Here is an 18,784-nt window from a genome sequence, read left to right as displayed (position 1 = left end):
CCCTCACTTTTTTATTTACCTACTTTGCATAACCTTCTCAATTCGGCGATCCGGTAATAACCACATAATTGCAACGATTACATAAATTATTTGAGCGAACCAAGGCCAGATCAAAGAAGTGCAAACTGCAGCTAAGTAACAAACCACTGAAGCTTTACCTTTCCAATCATTACCTACTGCCTGTTTTAATTTTGAATTTTTTCCCTCTTTTTGGATAATTATACCTTGTAATATGAAGTAAGCTATTGCGGCCATTAAGAGTATTACACCATAAAGCATTGTTGGATAAGGCTTATAATGGTTTTCCCCCATCCAACCAGATGCAAAAGGAATTAAGGATAACCAGAAAAGCAAATGAAGATTTGCCCACATTATTGATCCTGTCACCTTTTGTAAAGTGTGTATCATATGATGATGGTTATTCCAGTAAATACCAACATAAATGAAACTAAGTAAATAACTAAGAAAGGTTGGGAAAAGCTGTAATAAGTCTCGTATATTCGGACTGTGAGGAATCCTAATTTCTAGGACCATAATTGTAATAATGATAGCAAGTACACCGTCACTAAAAGCTTCCAAACGATTTTTATTCATTGTTTACTCCCTATTATTATTTGTCTTTTTGTTTTATTAATATTTCTATCTATTTAAATTCCTTATTTCCTCGTAAATTAAAATTTTCATATCGGTTAGTTTGAAGAATGCCCGTCACTTAACAAGCCTTTGTTCTAAATCACTTTTCTGGCGCAAGTGATGACGAAAATGCATATAAACTAAATCATACCATTCCTTTGCATTTAGCCATCCGAACCCTCCATGCTGGACTTTATAATTTGGGTTAATATGTTCCACTTTCGACTCCCATTGACTCAACCTTAGTATTACTTGATTAATTCTGCTGATCAGCTCGTCCTTGCTATCTGAATTATTAGGTGGATCATTTAATTCATCTGGTAATCTAATTTTAATTGGTGGAAATCCCCCATTCTTATATAACTTCTCGCCAAATTCCGTTTTTCCAAGGGGTTGTTCATCATTTAAGGTAGCACAAGTTTCCATGCTATCTAGATATTCATGGGCACAAATGATTAAATGATCATACATTTGGCCAATAGACCAAACCTCCTCTTCAGATTTATACCTTAACTGTTCCAAAGAGTAATTTTGAAGCTCGTTTTTGTATGTATTAATCAGTTCAATTTCGCTCAGGGGTAATTCCTCCTTTGTATTCACTTAAATCTAAAATTTTACATTTTTTGCATATGTAACTAATCATTCAATATTCGTTTACAAATACCTTCTTCAAAATATCTACCATTTATCTCAATTAAAAAATCGACTTTGCAGTCGATTTTTTTGTACATCTAAATTATACTTTACATACTTACAATAATAGAGTCCTAATTACTAAATGAAGTAATATTTATATAGCTCAACAAACACAAAAAAAGGAATCTCTTAATTTAATGATTCCTCAAAAATTCTCTTTAGCTATGATACTATTCAAATAACTTTTTAACTTTTAATATGGAGTAGGTATTGGCGTTCCCGGTGGTCTCCACCAAGATTCAACAGTTTTCCAAGCAGTATTATAATCGTAACCTTTTCCCATCAAGTAACCTATAGCAACCGCTTCTGTTAATGCATGTTGATAGCCAAGCTGTTGTGCTTCTTTTAATCCATGGCTAACAGCTGGATTTATTAATGTTAGAATTTGTTGTGGATTTACAGTTTGCTGTGGATTTCTATAATAATCATTGTGATTATAAGGTACATAGTTGTAGAAATTCATATTAACTTTCCTCCCTTTTAAATAACGTTTTATGCAATCTTGGGCTTTCAAATCTTTATAATATATGTAGATTTGGGAGTTTGCGGAATAGGCTATAAGCATGGCTTAAAAATTTTTAAGTGAACATTATCTTTCATCCTGTCTGTCGTTACACCGAAGTGTCTTCTCTGTCTAAAAAGGGGCACTGACTAGGTCAGCACCCTATGCGACTACCTGTCACACAAAAAGACTACCTAAGTAGTCTCTAATTGTTCAACTATTACGATAAAGTTCGGACTAGCACTGAAAAATACGTTGTAAAGTTACTATTTTTAATCTACTTTTTCTACCAATGATTGATAAATTTCCTTCAGTGACCACACTTTCCCTTTTTCATCTTTATAAACAACATGTTCACTTTGAAAATGGGCAGGGGAATCCAAACCTGCAGCAGCAGCTAACCGAAATAAACCTTCACGCATTGAAATTAGATAATTCGCCGTTCGATATTTTTTTTCATCAATGACAAGGGCTTTTTGTAAATCAGGATCTGTTGTGGCCACACCGACTGGACATGCATTGGAGTGGCATTTTAAAGCTTGAATACAACCAATCGTAATCATAAATCCTCTTGCGATATTAACAAGGTCAGCCCCCATTGCTAGTGCAATCGCTACTCGATCTGGCGAGAATAATTTTCCTGATGCTATTATTTTAACTTGGTCACGTACGCCATATTTTCTTAAAGCATGATCCATTAAAGGTAATGCGGATTTAATTGGCAATCCTACACTATCCGCCAGTTCCTGGTATGTGGCACCTGTTCCCCCTTCACCACCGTCTACAGTAATAAAGTCAGGGCCCTTCCCAGTACTTTTTATATATTTTGCTAATTCATCAGCTTCATGACCACTTCCAATAACCACTTTCATTCCTACTGGTTTTCCAGTTTGTTCCCGAATTTGTTCCATAAAGTCAAACAAAGAAGGAAAGTCATGAAACTCTCTAAAACGATTAGGACTATCAATTGATTTAAACGGTTCTACCATTCTTATTCTTGCGATTTCCTCTGTTACCTTTTCCCCATCAATATGCCCACCGCGTGTTTTGGCACCTTGAGCTAATTTAAGTTCAAAAGCTTTTATTTCAGGAATTTTACTTTTTTCTTTCAAGGCATCCCAATTAAAATTCCCCTCTTTATCTCTAACCCCGAATAAACCTGGGCCAATTTGCATGATAATATCAACGCCACCCTTTAGATGGTATTCAGACAAGCCACCCTCACCTGTATTCATCCATGTCCCCTTCGCAATTGCTAATCCCTCTGATAGTGCAGTAATAGCTTTTTCACCTAGGGATCCATAGCTCATAGCAGACATACCAATCTGGCCTTTTACAATAAAAGGATACTTCGTGTTTTTACCGATCACAATTGCATCACTATCATCCAATAAAAATGCAAGTGAATCATTCTTCTCTAATCTTTCTTCCTTCTGTGTAAATAAAGACTCTTTAATCAATAAATATCGGTTTGTTGTTACGTTTATTTGCTGGTCCATTTTTAATTCTTCTGACAGTTTTGGAAACATCGAATTTCTAATATAATATCCTTTTTCTTCAAAGTCTCTTTTAGACCCAAACCCAAGGACATCTCGTTTATATTTTGCTTTTTTAACAATATGCTCATATTCTTCTCTAGAAAAAGGTTTGCCTTCTAGGTCGCTGTTAAATAAATACTGACGTAACTCAGGTCCAATCGTTTCTAAGAAGTACCTAACTCGTCCTATTACTGGATAATTACGAAGTATTGGATGCTGCTTCTGTTTTCGATCTATAAAAAACAAATATAGTGTACCTATTAATAAAACTAAAAGTATTAAGGCAAAAAAAATGAATCCAAGGATAATTAAAACATTTGTTATATTCAATTATAATTCCCCCTTGAAAAAGTTCCGTAACATTGCTATCAAATTTATTTTAAATTAAAATACTTCATTCTTACTCTCCTTAATCGAGTTTACATTTTATTCTTTACATATTTCCTTCCAATTTATACAATGCTTGCATCATTGAATATGCTCTTATTCAGCTATAAAGCCTAATCTACTCATTTGAATATTCTTCAAGAGAGGTTTGAATTTCTTTTCTCTTCCAAATAAGAGGTCTCCCTTTTTTATATAGAACCCATTTAATATTTTCATTTATAAATATTCAAAAAAACATAAAATAGTCCTCTCATAATTGAACATTAATACCCCGACTTCATTGGAATTTGGAAGTATCTTAGGTCTCGCCCCATAGAAAACGAGTGGAAACCTAAGTCTTTTTTCATTAATACTAATCAGAAAATAGTCCCGAAAATTAAAATCTAATTAACTTTTTATCTCCAAAATAATAAGTTAATAAATTTTCTAGCACGTGTTAATATTCTTCTTGTTAAATAGTGGAATAATATGGAATACTAAAGCTAATAACTATTATTTTAATTGTTGAATAATAACTTCAGGAGTGTCTTATGAATAAGATTCGGATTAGTAAAGTAGGTTTATTTAAACTATTTTTCATTTCAATATTACTAGTTACATTTATATTCGTTGGAAAAAACGTACTTTTAAACTTCGACTTTAAAATGTTCTTTAACTATATGGAGTCTCTTACATTAATACAGTACTTTTTGATTTTTGCATTAGGTATTTTAGCTGTATCGCCAATGTTTTTATATGACTTCGTACTTGTAAGACTATTAAAATTAGATTTCAGTTTTCGAAAAATACTAATGGTTGCTTGGCTTGCGAATACTTCCTCAAACCTAATAGGTCTTGGTGGCGTTGCAGGTACTACCATTCGGACTCTATTTTATCGAAAAGATCGCACCGGACCCGAAATTGTTAAAGCAGTGAGTAGTGTAACGATATTCTTACTTTCTGGATTATCAATATTGAGCTTAGTTTTATTTACAGGAATATTTGATTTATCATTTTTAAATGAATATAAGTATCTATATATCGCTATTATTATTGCAATTTGTTATTTCCCGGTAATGTTTTTAGTCGTTTATTTAAAACGTAATTTTTTCTCGGAGAATTTTTCGGCAAAATATATGCTTTCACTGGTTGTCATTTCTTTCTGTGAATGGTCTTTTATTTTATTATTCATTTACTTCATTTGTTTATTTTTACATATCGACATTTCAATCATTGAGGTTTTACCTGTTTTTTTAGTAGCATCTGTTGCAGCACTTTTAAGTATGATTCCAGGCGGTCTTGGGTCTTTTGATTTTATTTTCCTACTAGGTTTTACATACTTTGGAATCGATAAGGAAACGACACTTCTTGTTTTATTGATTTATCGTTTCAGTTATTTCTTTTTCCCGTTTGCTTGCGGTATTATTTTAGCTCTTAAATTATTATGGAATAAAATAAATCAATCATTTAATAATATTCCAAATCAAATTTCAACTTATATGGGGCATAAACTTTTAACGATTTTAGTATTTTTATCTGGCGTTATCCTATTAGTTTCTGCTGCGGTACCAAGCATGCTTTTAAGAATTAGTCTTTTAAATTTAATTTTACCTTCGACAATTATTAATATTTCACATTTAATTTCGGTCACAGCAGGCTTTACATTGTTAGGACTCTCTCGTGGAATTGATTATAAAGATAAAAGAGCATGGTATATTACACTTTTCATGCTGATTGTTGGGGCAGTTACAACGTATTCAAAAGGATTAGATTATGAAGAAGCACTTTTCGTATTAGCAGTTGCTTTTATATTATTTATTTCAAAGAAACAATTTTATAGAGAAAGCTTCGTTTTAACCTGGGGTAAGCTTATTGTTGATAATTTTATTTTATTTTTCTTTTTGGGTAGTTATTTACTTATTGCTTATATCAATCTACCTCAAACAAATGTCAAAATACCTGCTAAATATTTACCTTATATACTTGTTAATTCGAGAGATATCGTGATTAGTGCAGTTCTTGGTTTTGCAGCTGCTTTACTATTTTTTTATATCGCATTTTTCAAAGTTAAAAGAAAACAATTTGAATTTATAAATACGAAAGCTGAAGAAGAAAAAATAAAAGAACATTTTAATAAGTATGGTGGTACAGAACTTTCACATTTGGTTTTTTTACATGATAAATATTTATTCTGGGCTCAGGATGAGACAGTATTATTTATTTTTCAGCCATATGCAGACAAATTAGTTATTTTAGGTGACCCGGTTGGTGAAAAATCTCGTTTATATCCTGCTATTGAGGAATTATTAAACTATGCTGATCAATTTGGATATACTCTTGTCTTCTACCAAGTAAACTCAAATTCACTTTCCTATTTACATGAAAATGGATTTGATTTCTTTAAACTTGGTGAAGAAGGATTTACTGATATTTCATCATTCACTTTATCTGGAAAACGTAATAAAGGAATTCGTGCACTTTACAATAAATTTGAACGCGAAGAATATAGTTTTGAAATTATTGAGCCCCCTTATTCTAATGAATTCTTTACGGAATTAAAGGAATTATCACAAGAGTGGTTGAAAGGGCGAAAAGAAAAAGGGTTTTCACTTGGCTATTTTGATGAGGATTACATCAAACTTGCTCCAGTAGCTATTATTAAAAACAATGAAAATAAAATGATTGCATTTGCATCCATTATGCCAAACTATAATGATCATACGATTTCAATTGATTTAATGCGTCATAGAGTTGATGCTCCAAAAGGAATTATGGACTTTATGTTTGTTAACTTAATTGAGTGGTTTAGGTCTAGAAATTTTCATTATTTTAATGTCGGTATGACACCTTTAGCAAACGTGGGTCTATCTAAGTATTCTTTTACAAGTGAAAAAGTTGCAGCGCAAATTTATCAATATGGACAATTTTTATATCACTTTCAAGGTTTAAGAAGCTTCAAAGAGAAATATGTTAATTCTTGGACACCTAAGTTTTTGGCGTATCATAAAAAAACATCCTTACCAATCACAATGCTACAAATAACTTCATTAATTTCTAGGTCTAGAAAAAATTAAATTTACAGCCAGTTAATGTATTGAACATTGACTGGCTTTTTTATTGTGAAAAAGCTATTTTCCACTTCAAAACCTCCTCAATTTATAATCAAAATAAATAAATTGGTAAAAAATAATAGTTAATATCACTTGCAAAATTATTTCTCATCAATTACGATTGTGTCATATTAAATTGTGCACAACTAATATAAAAGGATGTTGACGAATGAATAAAGAAAATCAGCTTTTGCTTGAAAATCAATTATGCTTTTCAATTTATGCTTGTTCTCGAGAAATTACTAAATTATATCGACCAATCTTAGATGAGATTGGCATAACATATCCGCAATATCTTGCATTGCTTTCACTTTGGGAAAAAGACCAACAAACTGTTAAAGAACTTGGGGAGACTCTTTTTTTAGACTCAGGAACACTTACCCCAATGCTAAAACGGATGGAATCTGCGGGACTAATTTTCCGAAAACGTGATTCAAGTGATGAGAGAAAAGTATTTATTACATTAACTGAAGAAGGTATTAAATTAAAAGAAAAAGCTTTCTGTATACCTGAGAAGTTTTTCAAGGAAAGTAATACTACTCAAGAGGAATTTTTAACAATATTAAACCAAACAAAAGCATTATTAAAGAAAGTTCAATCTGCTAACGAAAATAAAAAATAGATAATAAATATTAAGGAGAGATTGTAATGGAAAAATTATATACTGCTACAGCAACTGCAACAGGTGGACGTGACGGAAGAGTTATTTCATCAGATGATTTTATTAATTTATCACTTAAACCACCAGTAGAATTAGGCGGTCCTGGTGGAGCAACAAATCCTGAACAACTATTTGCCGCTGGCTATTCAGCTTGTTTTGACAGTGCATTAAATTTAGTAGCTCGTAGGCAGAAAATTAAATTAGAATCTACATCAGTTATTGCAAACATAACAATTGGTAAAGACCCTGCTGACGGAGGATTCAAATTAGCTGCTCAACTTGATGTAAAAGTACAAGGTGTTCCAACAGAAGTAGCTGTAGAACTAGTAAAAGCAGCCCATGGTGTTTGCCCATATTCAAAAGCAACTAGAGGAAACATGGATGTACAATTAAGAGTAATCGGATAATATTTAGATCTAATGGGAGAAGGAAAAGTTTTTGCTTACACCTTCTCCCTCTATCCTTATCCTTGTTCCATTATCGTTTCATATTTCAATGAATCGTCTTTTGTGAAGAACTTTCTATAGGAAAGAAGTGTTGAGGAGAATACACTAATTGCGATTGCGCCAATTAAAATACATTCGATTAACAATTGATATTTAATCGCATATAAAGGACTTATGCCAGCAAAGATCATTCCCGTCATCGAGCCTGGTAAAGTAACAATTCCTACAGTTTTAGCTCGATCAATTGATGGAATTAAGGCAGCTCTAATTGAATTTTTTATGACATTATTTGAAGCTTGTTTAGTTGTTGCCCCTAAGCATAATGCAGCTTCAATTTGATTTTTACTTGCTTGAATTTCAGCTCTAAGTCTCGTTAATGCTAAACTATTCGCGTTCATAGATGTACTAATAATCATACTTGAAATTGGAATAACATATTGAGCCTTCAACGCAATTTTATTTGCTAACAATACGACTCCTAAAGAAATCATGACACCTAGCAATATACTAATAAATGAAATAAAAAATGCTCCTTCAATTTGTTGTGACCTTTTACTCGAAGTATAAGCACCGAATAAAATCATACAAAATAAAATAATGATGATAATTAAAAGGTGCTCAATTTGCAGTATATATTCAAGTACATACCCCATGATCATTAATTGAATGACGGTTCTTACTGAAGAAACGCCAATGTCTTTTTCAACACCGAGTTTCTGATAATAGGATAATGCGATAGCTATAATAATTAATAAAAATGTCAGAGATACTCCTGTAATATGCAAATTACCGTCCATCATTTCACCTCTTTTAAGCAATTGTAGAAAGAAAATTCTTCCCTAATTCTGTGCTGGGATTATTAAAAAATTCATTAACTGGACTGACTTCTACTAATTTACCATCAATCAGTAGCCCTACTCGATCAGCTATTTGTTGAACTAATTCCATATTGTGCGTAACAAGAATAATCGTTAAATTTTCTTCTCTTTTTAAAGTTACTAGAAGCTCCTGAATATGTAGAGTCGATTGTGGATCTAATGCTGAAGTAATTTCATCACATAATAAAATGCTTGGTTTCATGGCAATTGCTCTAGCGATTGATACTCTTTGCTGTTGTCCTATCGAGAGGGTTGAAGCATTCCGACCAAGTAATTTCGTCTCTAATCCTACTTTTTCTAATAAAGATTTCGCTACTGTTTTGGAATCAGTCTTATCATAGCTACCGTTTAATTTGACTCCAAACAAAATATTATCCTCAACGGTCCCTTCAAATAATGAAGGAGTTTGTAGGATCATTACTGCACTTTTTCTTAAACTTTGAGGTGTCATTTTATATATTGATTGTCCATTTAAATGAATTTCACCTTTACTAATTGACTGTAATCGATTTAATGTCCGAAGCAATGTCGTTTTCCCTGCCCCTGAAGTTCCAATTAAACAAAAAATTTCACCCTTATTCGTTTGAAAATTAATGTTTTTAAGGATTGAACTACCAAGAATATCTACACTTATACTGTTAATTGATAACGTCATTCTTTCTCACCTCTTTCTAAATGAAAGGTGCCCTATACAAGGACACCCTTTAAAATTGATTAAATTATTTTTCTTCCTCGGCCATGAGGTATGCAAAGTGGCGTTCCGAATAATGGATCCTTCACAATATCGCAGTTCATACAGAAAACGTCACAGATTAAGCTCTGATTAATGATGTTTTCTGGGTCTCCTTCTGCGTAAACTTCACCATTTGAAATCGCAACAACGTTGTGTGCATAACGACATGCTAGGTTTATATCATGTAGTACCATAACAATTGTACGCTGCTCTTTTTCATTTAATTCGTAAAGTAGGTCTAATATCTCGATTTGATGTGTTAAATCTAAATATGTTGTTGGTTCATCTAATAAAATTGTATCTGTGTCCTGAGCCAATGTCATCGCAATCCAAGCACGTTGACGTTGTCCACCAGATAAAGAATCGACTAATTGATCCTTTAATTGATACATATTTGTCATTTTCAAAGCATGATTTACTTTTTCTTCATCTTCTTTTGACCATTGTTTTAACCAAGTTTGATATGGATATCTTCCTTGCTTTACTAATTGAAAAACTGTTAAACCTTCTGGTGCAACAGGACTTTGAGGCAGGATTGAAAGATTACGTGCAATCTCCTTTGTAGGTCGCTTACTAATTTCTTTTCCATCAAGTAAGATGGTTCCACTTTTTGGTTGAAGTAATCTTGCAAGTGAACGAAGTAATGTTGATTTTCCGCACCCATTAGCTCCAATTAAAACTGTGATTTTTCCTTTTGGGACTTGAAAATTTAATTCGTTTATAATTGTACGGTCATCATACGATAACGTTAATTTTTCTGTTTCGATTGCACTCGTTGACATCTTATCACCTTTTTCCTGTCTTAAATAATAAATAGATAAAATATGGTGCACCAATTACAGCAGTAAATACACCAGCAGGTATTTGAATTGGACTAAACACCGTTCTTCCAATTGTATCAGCTAACAATACCATGATGGCACCGATGATTCCAGATAAGGGAATCAATGCACCGTAAGAAGCACCAACTATTTTCCGAGCAATATGAGGCGCAATTAGTCCAACAAATGCGATTGCTCCCGCAAATGCAACTGCACCAGCTACTAATGCTGTACTTATAAATAACAAGATTAGTCGATTTTTTTCTACTTGAACTCCTAAGCTTGTTGAAACTTCATCTCCAAGTTGCTGCGTATTGATATGTCTTATAAACGATAATGCTAACACGATAAAAACTAGCGTCCAGACTGTAATGATTTTAACTTGTTCCCAGTTTGCTCCATAGACGCTCCCGGTTAACCACATATTCGCTTCGGTTGCTCTAAAAATAGGTCCAATAATCATAAAGAATGAAGTTGTGCTTTGAGCTAATGCCGAAAATCCTACTCCTACTAAAACTAATCTTAAAGGTCTTAATTCCCCATCCTTATAAGCAAAAGCATAGACAAATACTAAACTGATGATGGCACCGATAAATGCCGCTAATGGTAACCATTTTATACTTACAGTTAATTGATTCGTCCGATTATCACTAAAAATAGCTAAAAATAAAACAACGGCAGCACCTGCTCCACCTGTTATTCCAAGAATATCTGGTGATGCTAGTGGGTTTCTAACTAAACCTTGAAGAATTGCTCCAGCGATTGCTAAAGAAATTCCAGCAAAAATGGCAATGATGATTCGTGGCATTCGAAATGCTTGTATAAATAATTCATCTATTTTTTCACCTTCACCAAAAATAACAGATAATACTTTTGGAATCGAGATATAACGGTCACCTAGCGTTAAACTCACTATAAAAGAACTGATCAGTAAAAGAAGAGCAATTATTAAAACGGAAAATGATCGCTTATTAAATAGTAGTGAAAAGTACTTGTTTCTTAATTTAATCATGTTCATTTTACTGTACCGCCTTTTCTTGCTAAGTAAATAAAAAATGGTGCACCAATAACTGCGGTCATAATACCAACTGGCGTTTCTTCTGGCATTAAAATGTAACGAGATCCTACATCAGCTAAAAGAAGTAGTATTGCTCCGAAAATACCACAAAACGGAATCATCCAACGATAATCATTTTTAACGAACATTCTAACTATTTGAGGGACAATTATACCGACTAATCCTATTGGTCCTGCTATACTTACAGCACCACCGGCTAGAATGATGACTAATACAACTAATGTCGTTTTTAATAAAGCTGTATTTTGACCTAAAGCTCTAGATACATCTTCTCCTAACATGAATGTATTAATCTTTCCACCAAGTGCAAATGAGACCACCCAAGCTATTACGATATATGGTAGTACCATATGTAAAGAATCAAGTGAACGCCCTTGAACTGAACCAGCTAGCCAAAATAGTACTTGCTCTAATGCCACTTCGTTAGTTACTAGTAAGCCTTGGGTTATTGAGCTAAACATAGCTGCAATTGAAACACCAGCTAAAGTAATTTTTAATGGTGTCGCTCCGTCTTTCCCTATTGAACTTAAACCAAATACAAATACAGCTGATAATGTAGCTCCTATAAATGAAAGCCATATAGTCGCATTAGGTGATTGTAAATGAAAAAAAGTGATACTAAGTACAATTAACATCGAGGCACCAGCGTTAATTCCTAGAACGCTTGGTGATGCTAGAGGATTTTTAGTTAAAACTTGCATAAATAAACCAGCGATTGCTAAACTTGCTCCTACTATTGAAGCAATGATCGCTCTTGGAATTCGAACATTTTGAATAATTAACTGTTCATTAGACCCATCAAATTGTGTAAATGAATGAATTAAGCTTGTAAAACTAGTATCCGTATATCCTAGTAAAATACTAGAAAAAAAACAAATTACTAATAATAAAAAACAAGCTACTAATACAATAACTCTTGATCTTGGATGAATAAGCATTTTATATCTCCTACTATTCTATTCTCTTTTATTAGTCTAAATGATATGAATTATCAAGTCAATGAGAATGATTTTCATTTTCTTATTGACTTCTAATCAAATCTTAATCTATAATACTATTTGTCGAGATAAATGATAATCATTATCAACTAAAAAGGGAGACCATTCTATGAAAAAACTAAAATTTTCTTCACTAATTGCTTTATTCATTGCAGCAATTATGGTATTAGGTGCTTGTGGCACAAAAAAATCAGACGAAGCTTCTGGTAAAGAAAGTAAAAAAGCAAATACAATTACAATTGAGCATGCAATGGGAACGACAAAAGTTCCTGTTAATCCAAAAAGAGTTGTTATATTAACAAACGAAGGAACTGAAGCTTTATTAGCATTAGGTGTGAAACCAGTTGGTGCTGTTAAATCATGGACAGGAAACCCTTGGTATGATCATATTTCTAAAGATATGGATGGCGTAGAAGTTGTAGGTGTGGAAAGTGAAGTTAACCTTGAGAAAATCGCTAGTTTAAAACCAGATTTAATCATCGGTAATAAAATGCGTCAAGAAAAAGTGTATGAGCAATTAAGTGCTATTGCACCAACAGTTTTCGCTGAAACATTACGTGGAGATTGGCAAGAGAATTTCAAATTTTATGCAAAAGTTTTAAACAAAGAAGAACAAGGTAATACAGTATTAGCTGATTATACTAAACGTGTTGATAATCTAAAAGCTGAATTAGGCGATAAAGTAAATCAAAAAATTTCAATGGTCCGTTTCATGGGTGCTGATGTACGAATCTATCACCAAGATACATTCTCTGGTGTAATTCTTAAACAATTAGGATTCCAACGTCCAGAGGAACAAAATGCTCCTGATTTTGCTGAAAGAGGTGTGACAAAAGAACGTATTCCAGCGATGGATGGAGATTACATATTCTACTTTACGTTTGATGACGGTAAAGAGTCTGGATCTAAGCTTGAAAAAGAATTTACAGAAGATCCTTTATTCAAAAAGTTAAATGCTTCTAAAAATGGACATGTCATTAAAGTAAATGATGTTACTTGGAACACTGCAGGTGGAATCAAGGCTGCTTACTTAATGTTAGATGATATTGAAAAGACTTTTACTAAATAATAGAATTTAAAAAGGTTTACCTTTATTGTCAGATCGAATGACAATTTAGGTAAACTTTTTTTGTTAAAGTCGGTATTTAGCTAATTTCCATTCCTGCTATACTTGCTTATCCCGCTTTCCCTGCATCTTCAGCATTTCCTGCAATTAGCGTAAGCATCATATGCTCCTGGTCCCAATATTCATTGTTAAATTTTAAACTATTAGGTGTTTTAGCAAATGTTTTGAATCCTAGTTTTTCATACAGTTTTTTTGATGTTTCATTACCTTCTACGATATTTAATGTAAGTTGTTCAAGTCCAAAGCTTTTTGCTAAGTGGATCGCTTCTTCAATTAAAAGATAGCCTGCCCCCATTTTTCGAGCGCTAGGAGAAACATAGACAGACTCAATTTTTCCTTTATGCTCTGCTTTAACTTTTTCAAATGTTTTTAAAGTTGCTACTCCAATTAATTGACCTTTGTCAGTAAATGCACCGATCGTATAGTTTTTATCTTGATCCAATATTTCTGCTTTGTATTCAATAGGGTCATCTTGATCAAGTATTTCGTCCATAGTTGTAATAAAAACTTCAGGATTCTCTTTTAAACCTTCTAAACGAATATTAAGATAGATTTCAGCATCTTCTTTAGTTAATAAACGTATTTTCATACCTATCCCTCCGTAGTTCTTGCAAAGTATATTTTATATAACAAATAGAAGGTTTTCAACGCTTTCAAAAGCTAGACTCTAGTAAACTCACATTGTCATAAATTTGTAAAAAACATAAAAAAACGCTTGTATACCAAGCGTTTAGCTGATTCTCTTTTCATGATTTTTCTCAATTCTTGTTACAGAAATGTTAGGTTTGTCATAGTCATTAAGTAAACTTTACTATCAAATAATCTAGTTTTTTATCAAATATACTCTTTCTGGCCTACCAATCGTTCCATACGCTAAATCCGCTAATACTTTTCCTTCAGATACTAGATATTCTAAATATCTCCGGGCAGTAGTACGACTAACGCCAATTTCCAGTCCTATATTCTCAGCAGTCATACCGTTATGAACTTCATTTATCACAAATAACACCTTATCTAAAGTAAGCTTATCAATACCTTTAGGGTATATACTTTGCTCTTCAATCATCGAATTATTTTTTCCGATTAAACCATCTATTTCTTCCTGAGTTAGATAAGCACTTTTGGATTGTAGGCTTTGTACTTTATTTGAATGATTTACATAACGAATTAGAGACTTTTTAAAACGATCAAAAATGACTGGCTTAATAATAAAATCAAATACACCATAATGTAAGGCCTTATTAACTGATTCGATTTCTTTGGAAGCTGTAATCATAATAACATCTGCCAAAATTGAATTTTTCTTCATCCATTGTAAAAAATCTAAACCATTCATATCCGGAAAATAAACATCTAATAATACTAGCTGCGGCTTTAGAATCTCAATTAAATCAACAGCATCTTGATAATTTGTCGCAATACCAATTACACTAAACCCTTCTATTCTTTCAATAAATCGCTGATGAATTTCTGCAATTCTACTATCATCTTCAACTATTAACACTTCTATTAAATTCTTTTTCATCGTATCTGTTACTCTCCTTTTGGCGTTTCGGAATGGCAACAATAAATGTAGTTCCCCCATGTTCGTTTGAATGAAAAGTAATTTGTCCGTTTAATTTATGGAGCAATCTCTGGACTAGGTGAAGTCCGATCCCTGAGTTTTTAGATTGCTCCTTAGTAGAAATACCATATTCAAAAATCTCATCGATTAATTCCTCAGGGATACCATTTGCATTATCTTCAATTTCAATCACTAAATCCTTACCTAAATCAGTAAGAAATAGTGAAACAAGCTTTTCTGATTTATTTGTTTCTAATACTGCATCGAATGCGTTATTTAATAGATTTCCGATTATTGTTATTAAGTCTTCCCTATTTATTTCTTTTGGGACATCTGCAAAACTACTATTATAATCAATGTTAAAGTCTACTTTTAACTCATTAGCTAAACTTATTTTTCCTAAAAGAAGTCCTGCAACAACTGGGTCTGAAATTTCTTCCATAATAAAATGGATAATATTTTGAGTAATATTTGATTCCTTTGAAATTAATTCAATCGCTTCTTGATAGGATTCAAGCTGTATTAAACCTAAGATGGTATGCAACTTATTTGAATATTCATGTGCCTGAGCTCTCAGGCCTTCTGAATATGCTTTTATTTGCGATAGTTCATTTAGCAATTTATTCAATTCGGATTTTTCCCTAAAGGTTGTTACTGCTCCAACAATTTTAGAATTCACTCCAACAATCGGTATACAATTAATAATCATTACTTTTTCATTTATTAAAAACTCTAAATCATAAATTGGCTGACCTGTTTCAACTACTTTCTTCAGATGCGAATTATGCAATACGTCTTCTATTTTTAATCCTCTAAGCTTTAAATTATTTGGAATAGAAAGTACTTTATGAGCATTTTCATTAACTACCGTTATTTCTCCGTATTCATCAATCGCAATAATCCCTTCATGAATCGATTCCAAAATTGCGTGTTTTTCTTTGTACATCCTTCCAATTTCTTTCGGCTCCAATCCGAAGATCGATTTTTTTATATTAAATGAAATTAAAAATGCTACTCCTATTCCAAGAAGTAAGATGACAATACTATTTTTTATTAGTTTTTTACTAAACGCTTGTGCCTCATGGTCGATATCTTTTATTAAGTAGCCTACAGAAACAACTCCAATTACGCTACCATTATCATCAAAAATAGGAGTTTTTCCTCTTAAAGAAGGACCGAGTGTACCAGTCGATTCCGATACGATTTCTTGTCCCTTAAATACTTTATCATTATCTCCTCCAACCATTTTCTTCCCGATTAGGAATCGGTTTGGATGTGAATAACGTACTTCATTTTTATTCCCAACAACGATAAATTCCGCTCCAACTTTCTTTCGGATTTGTTCAACGATCGGCTGAATGATCCCAGATGGATTTTCACTTAAAAATGCTTTACGAACTTCTGGCATATTTGCCACTGTTTGAGAAATAGCTAAAGCCTTTAATCCCTTTTCATGTTTAAGGTTTTTTAGAAACATTTCTTGAGATACTATTTCAAAAACACTACTAATAACTAAAATGAGAACAGAAATAAAGATCATTAACTTATAATGTAAACGCATAAAATTTCTCCTTATATTTTTATAATAATCAAAAAACTCCTTTTGTTAAAGGAGTTTTGTTAGAAATTTAAGCTTCTACATTAATAACTACTTCTTTACCCTTCAATTTAATAATAATTGGAATAAGAATCCAAAGTACTCCAATTATTAAAAATACTAATGAAATAGGATGAGTAAAGAAAATACTATAATCACCATTTGATACCGTTAAAGCTCTTCTTAAATTATTCTCAATCATTGGTCCTAAAACGATACCTAATACTAGTGGTGCGATTGGAAAATCATTTTTAGAAAGGAAATATCCAAAAATACCACATGCTATTAATAGAAGTAAATCATTTACAGATACTTGTACGGCATAAACACCAAATATTGAAATGGCTACAATTAGTGGTAACAAGTATTTCTTTGGCGTTTGAATAATCTTTGCAAATATTTTTACTAAAGGCATGTTTAAGATAATCAGCATTACGTTACCAATAAACATACTAGCAATTAACCCCCATGCAACATCAGGATGTTCATCGAAAAGAAGTGGTCCCGGTTGTATGTTATACATCATTAAAGCACCCATTAGGATTGCAGTTGTTCCTGAACTTGGAATCCCTAAAGTTAATAAAGGAATCATTGCTCCCCCAGATGCGGCATTGTTTGCTGACTCAGGAGATGCAACTCCAGCAATTGTACCAGTTCCAAACTTTTCTGGCGTTTTACTAACTTTCTTTTCTAAAATATAAGCGAAAAATGAAGCTAAAATAGCACCCGCCCCCGGTAATAAACCGACGAAAAATCCTAAAACAGAGCCCCTAGCAATCGGTGCTACACTTTCTTTTAATTCTTCTTTAGATGGTAATAAATTATTAATCTTTGCCATCTCACCATCTTCAACTTCATTTTCAATAATTGTTTTAAATACTTCACCTAGCGCAAATAATCCTACCGCTACTGTTAAAAATTCTAACCCTTGATATAGCCATGGAATGTCATATGTAAAACGAGAAACGCCTGATACGGAATCAATTCCAATTGTAGCTAGTAGTAATCCGAAGATCGTCATAATTAATGCTTTTGTTACTGACTTTCCTGCTAGTCCACTTACTGCACATAAACCAAGAAGCATTAATGAAAAATATTCAGCTGGACCGAACTTAATTGCTAATGCCGATAATGGTTTTGCTAATACGATCAGTGCAATAAGAGTAAAAATCCCTGCTACAAATGAACCAATTGCGGCGATTGACAAAGCACTTCCAGCTCTACCTTTTTTAGCCATTTGATAGCCATCTAAAGTCGTCACTACCGATGAAGATTCACCTGGCGTGTTTAATAGAATTGAAGTAGTAGAACCTCCATACATAGCACCATAATATACACCAGCTAATAAAATAATTGCACTGCCCGCTGCTTGCTCAGGTCCTAAAAAACCAGTTACAGAAGCAGTAACAGGTATTAATAAAGCGACCCCACTCATTGGCCCAATACCAGGTAATACCCCTACTGCTGTACCAATTAATACTCCGGCAAAAGCAAACAATAAGTTGTACCATGTAAATGCAGTTTCAAATCCCTGCATTAAATATTGAAAAGTACTCAAGTTAATAACTCTCCCTTCTATTTTCTAAAACCAAATTGACCAAACTGGTAAAGTTCCTTTTAAAACATCGACGAAAATAAAATAAATAATGAGTGAATAACCTAATGAAATCGAAAGTGATTTTAACCAGTTTCCACGCTCCATTGTTTGAATTGCTACAATTAAGAATAAAAACGAACTAATAATAAAACCGATTTTCTCAAGTAAAAGTGCATAAAGAATTGCTGAAGCTAGGATGATAAAAAATTGCTTATAATTATATTGAACTACTTCCTTTTCTTTTCCCTTATAAGAAAATGTTTCGTAAAATAACCTACAGCTTAATAAAGATAGCGCACAGCCAAGTATAAATGGAAAAACGTTCGGACCAACTACACTACCATAAGCAGTGGCTGCTATACTCCGACTTTCTATAATAAAAGTAATACCTGTAATAAGAAAAATGATTGCTGCTAATCGATCAAATTTTTTATTCATGT

The 18,784-nt window shown here is 32.7% G+C and carries 18 protein-coding genes; 4 read left to right on the top strand and 14 right to left on the bottom strand.

Features of this window, described 5'->3' with window-relative positions; all coding sequences use genetic code 11:
- Positions 1–15: 15 nt before the first annotated feature.
- From V5E38_RS01225 to V5E38_RS01210, 4 genes are all read right to left on the bottom strand, one after another.
- The gene (locus tag V5E38_RS01225; RefSeq protein ID WP_499211890.1) at positions 16–594 is read right to left on the bottom strand and encodes a TMEM175 family protein; all 579 of its coding nucleotides are present in this window, start codon (positions 592–594) and stop codon (positions 16–18) included.
- A 114-nt stretch (positions 595–708) separates the two neighbouring features.
- The gene (locus V5E38_RS01220; RefSeq protein ID WP_499211889.1) at positions 709–1,233 is read right to left on the bottom strand and encodes a DinB family protein; all 525 of its coding nucleotides are present in this window, start codon (positions 1,231–1,233) and stop codon (positions 709–711) included.
- Positions 1,234–1,522: 289 nt separating this feature from the next.
- On the bottom strand, positions 1,523–1,792 hold the full coding sequence (locus V5E38_RS01215) for a hypothetical protein (RefSeq protein WP_097976557.1): 270 nt from the start codon (positions 1,790–1,792) through the stop codon (positions 1,523–1,525).
- A 311-nt stretch (positions 1,793–2,103) separates the two neighbouring features.
- The gene (locus tag V5E38_RS01210; protein WP_499211888.1) at positions 2,104–3,699 is read right to left on the bottom strand and encodes an FMN-binding glutamate synthase family protein; all 1,596 of its coding nucleotides are present in this window, start codon (positions 3,697–3,699) and stop codon (positions 2,104–2,106) included.
- Between the two features lie 587 nt (positions 3,700–4,286).
- Between V5E38_RS01210 and mprF the strand changes: the two genes are divergently transcribed.
- The 3 genes from mprF (at position 4,287) to V5E38_RS01195 (ending at position 7,913) form a co-directional block, all read left to right on the top strand.
- The gene (gene mprF / locus V5E38_RS01205; RefSeq protein ID WP_499211887.1) at positions 4,287–6,809 is read left to right on the top strand and encodes a putative bifunctional lysylphosphatidylglycerol flippase/synthetase; all 2,523 of its coding nucleotides are present in this window, start codon (positions 4,287–4,289) and stop codon (positions 6,807–6,809) included.
- A gap of 205 nt (positions 6,810–7,014) precedes the next feature.
- Positions 7,015–7,467, top strand: a complete 453-nt coding sequence (locus V5E38_RS01200) for a MarR family winged helix-turn-helix transcriptional regulator (RefSeq protein ID WP_335447664.1) — start codon at positions 7,015–7,017, stop codon at positions 7,465–7,467.
- A gap of 26 nt (positions 7,468–7,493) precedes the next feature.
- Complete coding sequence (locus tag V5E38_RS01195) at positions 7,494–7,913, top strand: organic hydroperoxide resistance protein (RefSeq protein WP_499211886.1); 420 nt, start codon at positions 7,494–7,496, stop codon at positions 7,911–7,913.
- Positions 7,914–7,969: 56 nt separating this feature from the next.
- Here V5E38_RS01195 and V5E38_RS01190 read toward each other — a convergent pair whose 3' ends face one another.
- The 5 genes from V5E38_RS01190 to V5E38_RS01170 are packed head-to-tail and all read right to left on the bottom strand — an operon-like array spanning position 7,970 to position 12,400.
- Positions 7,970–8,749, bottom strand: a complete 780-nt coding sequence (locus V5E38_RS01190; protein WP_499211885.1) for an ABC transporter permease — start codon at positions 8,747–8,749, stop codon at positions 7,970–7,972.
- A gap of 13 nt (positions 8,750–8,762) precedes the next feature.
- On the bottom strand, positions 8,763–9,485 hold the full coding sequence (locus V5E38_RS01185; RefSeq protein ID WP_499211884.1) for an ATP-binding cassette domain-containing protein: 723 nt from the start codon (positions 9,483–9,485) through the stop codon (positions 8,763–8,765).
- A gap of 59 nt (positions 9,486–9,544) precedes the next feature.
- Positions 9,545–10,345 carry an ABC transporter ATP-binding protein gene (locus V5E38_RS01180; RefSeq protein ID WP_499211883.1) on the bottom strand — a complete coding sequence of 267 codons (801 nt, stop codon included), beginning with the start codon at positions 10,343–10,345 and terminating at the stop codon, positions 9,545–9,547.
- A gap of 4 nt (positions 10,346–10,349) precedes the next feature.
- Positions 10,350–11,402, bottom strand: coding sequence for a FecCD family ABC transporter permease (locus tag V5E38_RS01175; protein ID WP_499211882.1), 1,053 nt, complete (start codon positions 11,400–11,402; stop codon positions 10,350–10,352).
- Entirely contained in the window at positions 11,399–12,400 is a 1,002-nt protein-coding gene (locus V5E38_RS01170) for a FecCD family ABC transporter permease (RefSeq protein WP_499211881.1), read from the bottom strand. Before V5E38_RS01170 ends, V5E38_RS01175 begins: the two co-directional genes overlap by 4 nt.
- A 169-nt stretch (positions 12,401–12,569) precedes the next feature.
- On the opposite strand from V5E38_RS01170, the gene V5E38_RS01165 reads away from it, so the two are divergent.
- Positions 12,570–13,529: an ABC transporter substrate-binding protein gene (locus V5E38_RS01165; RefSeq protein ID WP_499211880.1), complete on the top strand. Its 960-nt coding sequence runs from the start codon at positions 12,570–12,572 to the stop codon at positions 13,527–13,529.
- A gap of 106 nt (positions 13,530–13,635) precedes the next feature.
- Here the strand turns inward: V5E38_RS01165 and V5E38_RS01160 are convergent, their stop codons facing one another.
- The 5 genes from V5E38_RS01160 to V5E38_RS01140 all read right to left on the bottom strand — a co-directional run bounded on the left by V5E38_RS01160 (position 13,636) and on the right by V5E38_RS01140 (position 18,782).
- Positions 13,636–14,175: a GNAT family N-acetyltransferase gene (locus V5E38_RS01160; RefSeq protein ID WP_499211879.1), complete on the bottom strand. Its 540-nt coding sequence runs from the start codon at positions 14,173–14,175 to the stop codon at positions 13,636–13,638.
- 234 nt (positions 14,176–14,409) lie between these two features.
- Positions 14,410–15,111, bottom strand: coding sequence for a response regulator (locus tag V5E38_RS01155; protein ID WP_499211878.1), 702 nt, complete (start codon positions 15,109–15,111; stop codon positions 14,410–14,412).
- Positions 15,077–16,711, bottom strand: coding sequence for a sensor histidine kinase (locus V5E38_RS01150; RefSeq protein WP_499211877.1), 1,635 nt, complete (start codon positions 16,709–16,711; stop codon positions 15,077–15,079). The genes V5E38_RS01155 and V5E38_RS01150 overlap by 35 nt, the downstream gene beginning before the upstream one ends.
- Before the next feature lie 67 nt (positions 16,712–16,778).
- Positions 16,779–18,284, bottom strand: coding sequence for a tripartite tricarboxylate transporter permease (locus V5E38_RS01145; RefSeq protein ID WP_420488132.1), 1,506 nt, complete (start codon positions 18,282–18,284; stop codon positions 16,779–16,781).
- A 45-nt stretch (positions 18,285–18,329) separates the two neighbouring features.
- On the bottom strand, positions 18,330–18,782 hold the full coding sequence (locus V5E38_RS01140) for a tripartite tricarboxylate transporter TctB family protein (RefSeq protein WP_335447669.1): 453 nt from the start codon (positions 18,780–18,782) through the stop codon (positions 18,330–18,332).
- Positions 18,783–18,784: the final 2 nt, after the last annotated feature.

The sequence above is a fragment of the Rossellomorea sp. GAMAL-10_SWC genome (assembly GCF_049568075.1).
GTDB lineage: Bacteria > Bacillota > Bacilli > Bacillales > Bacillaceae_G > Gottfriedia.
Note: the sequence above shows the minus strand (reverse complement) of the source record. Positions and strands in the feature narration are given on the sequence as shown.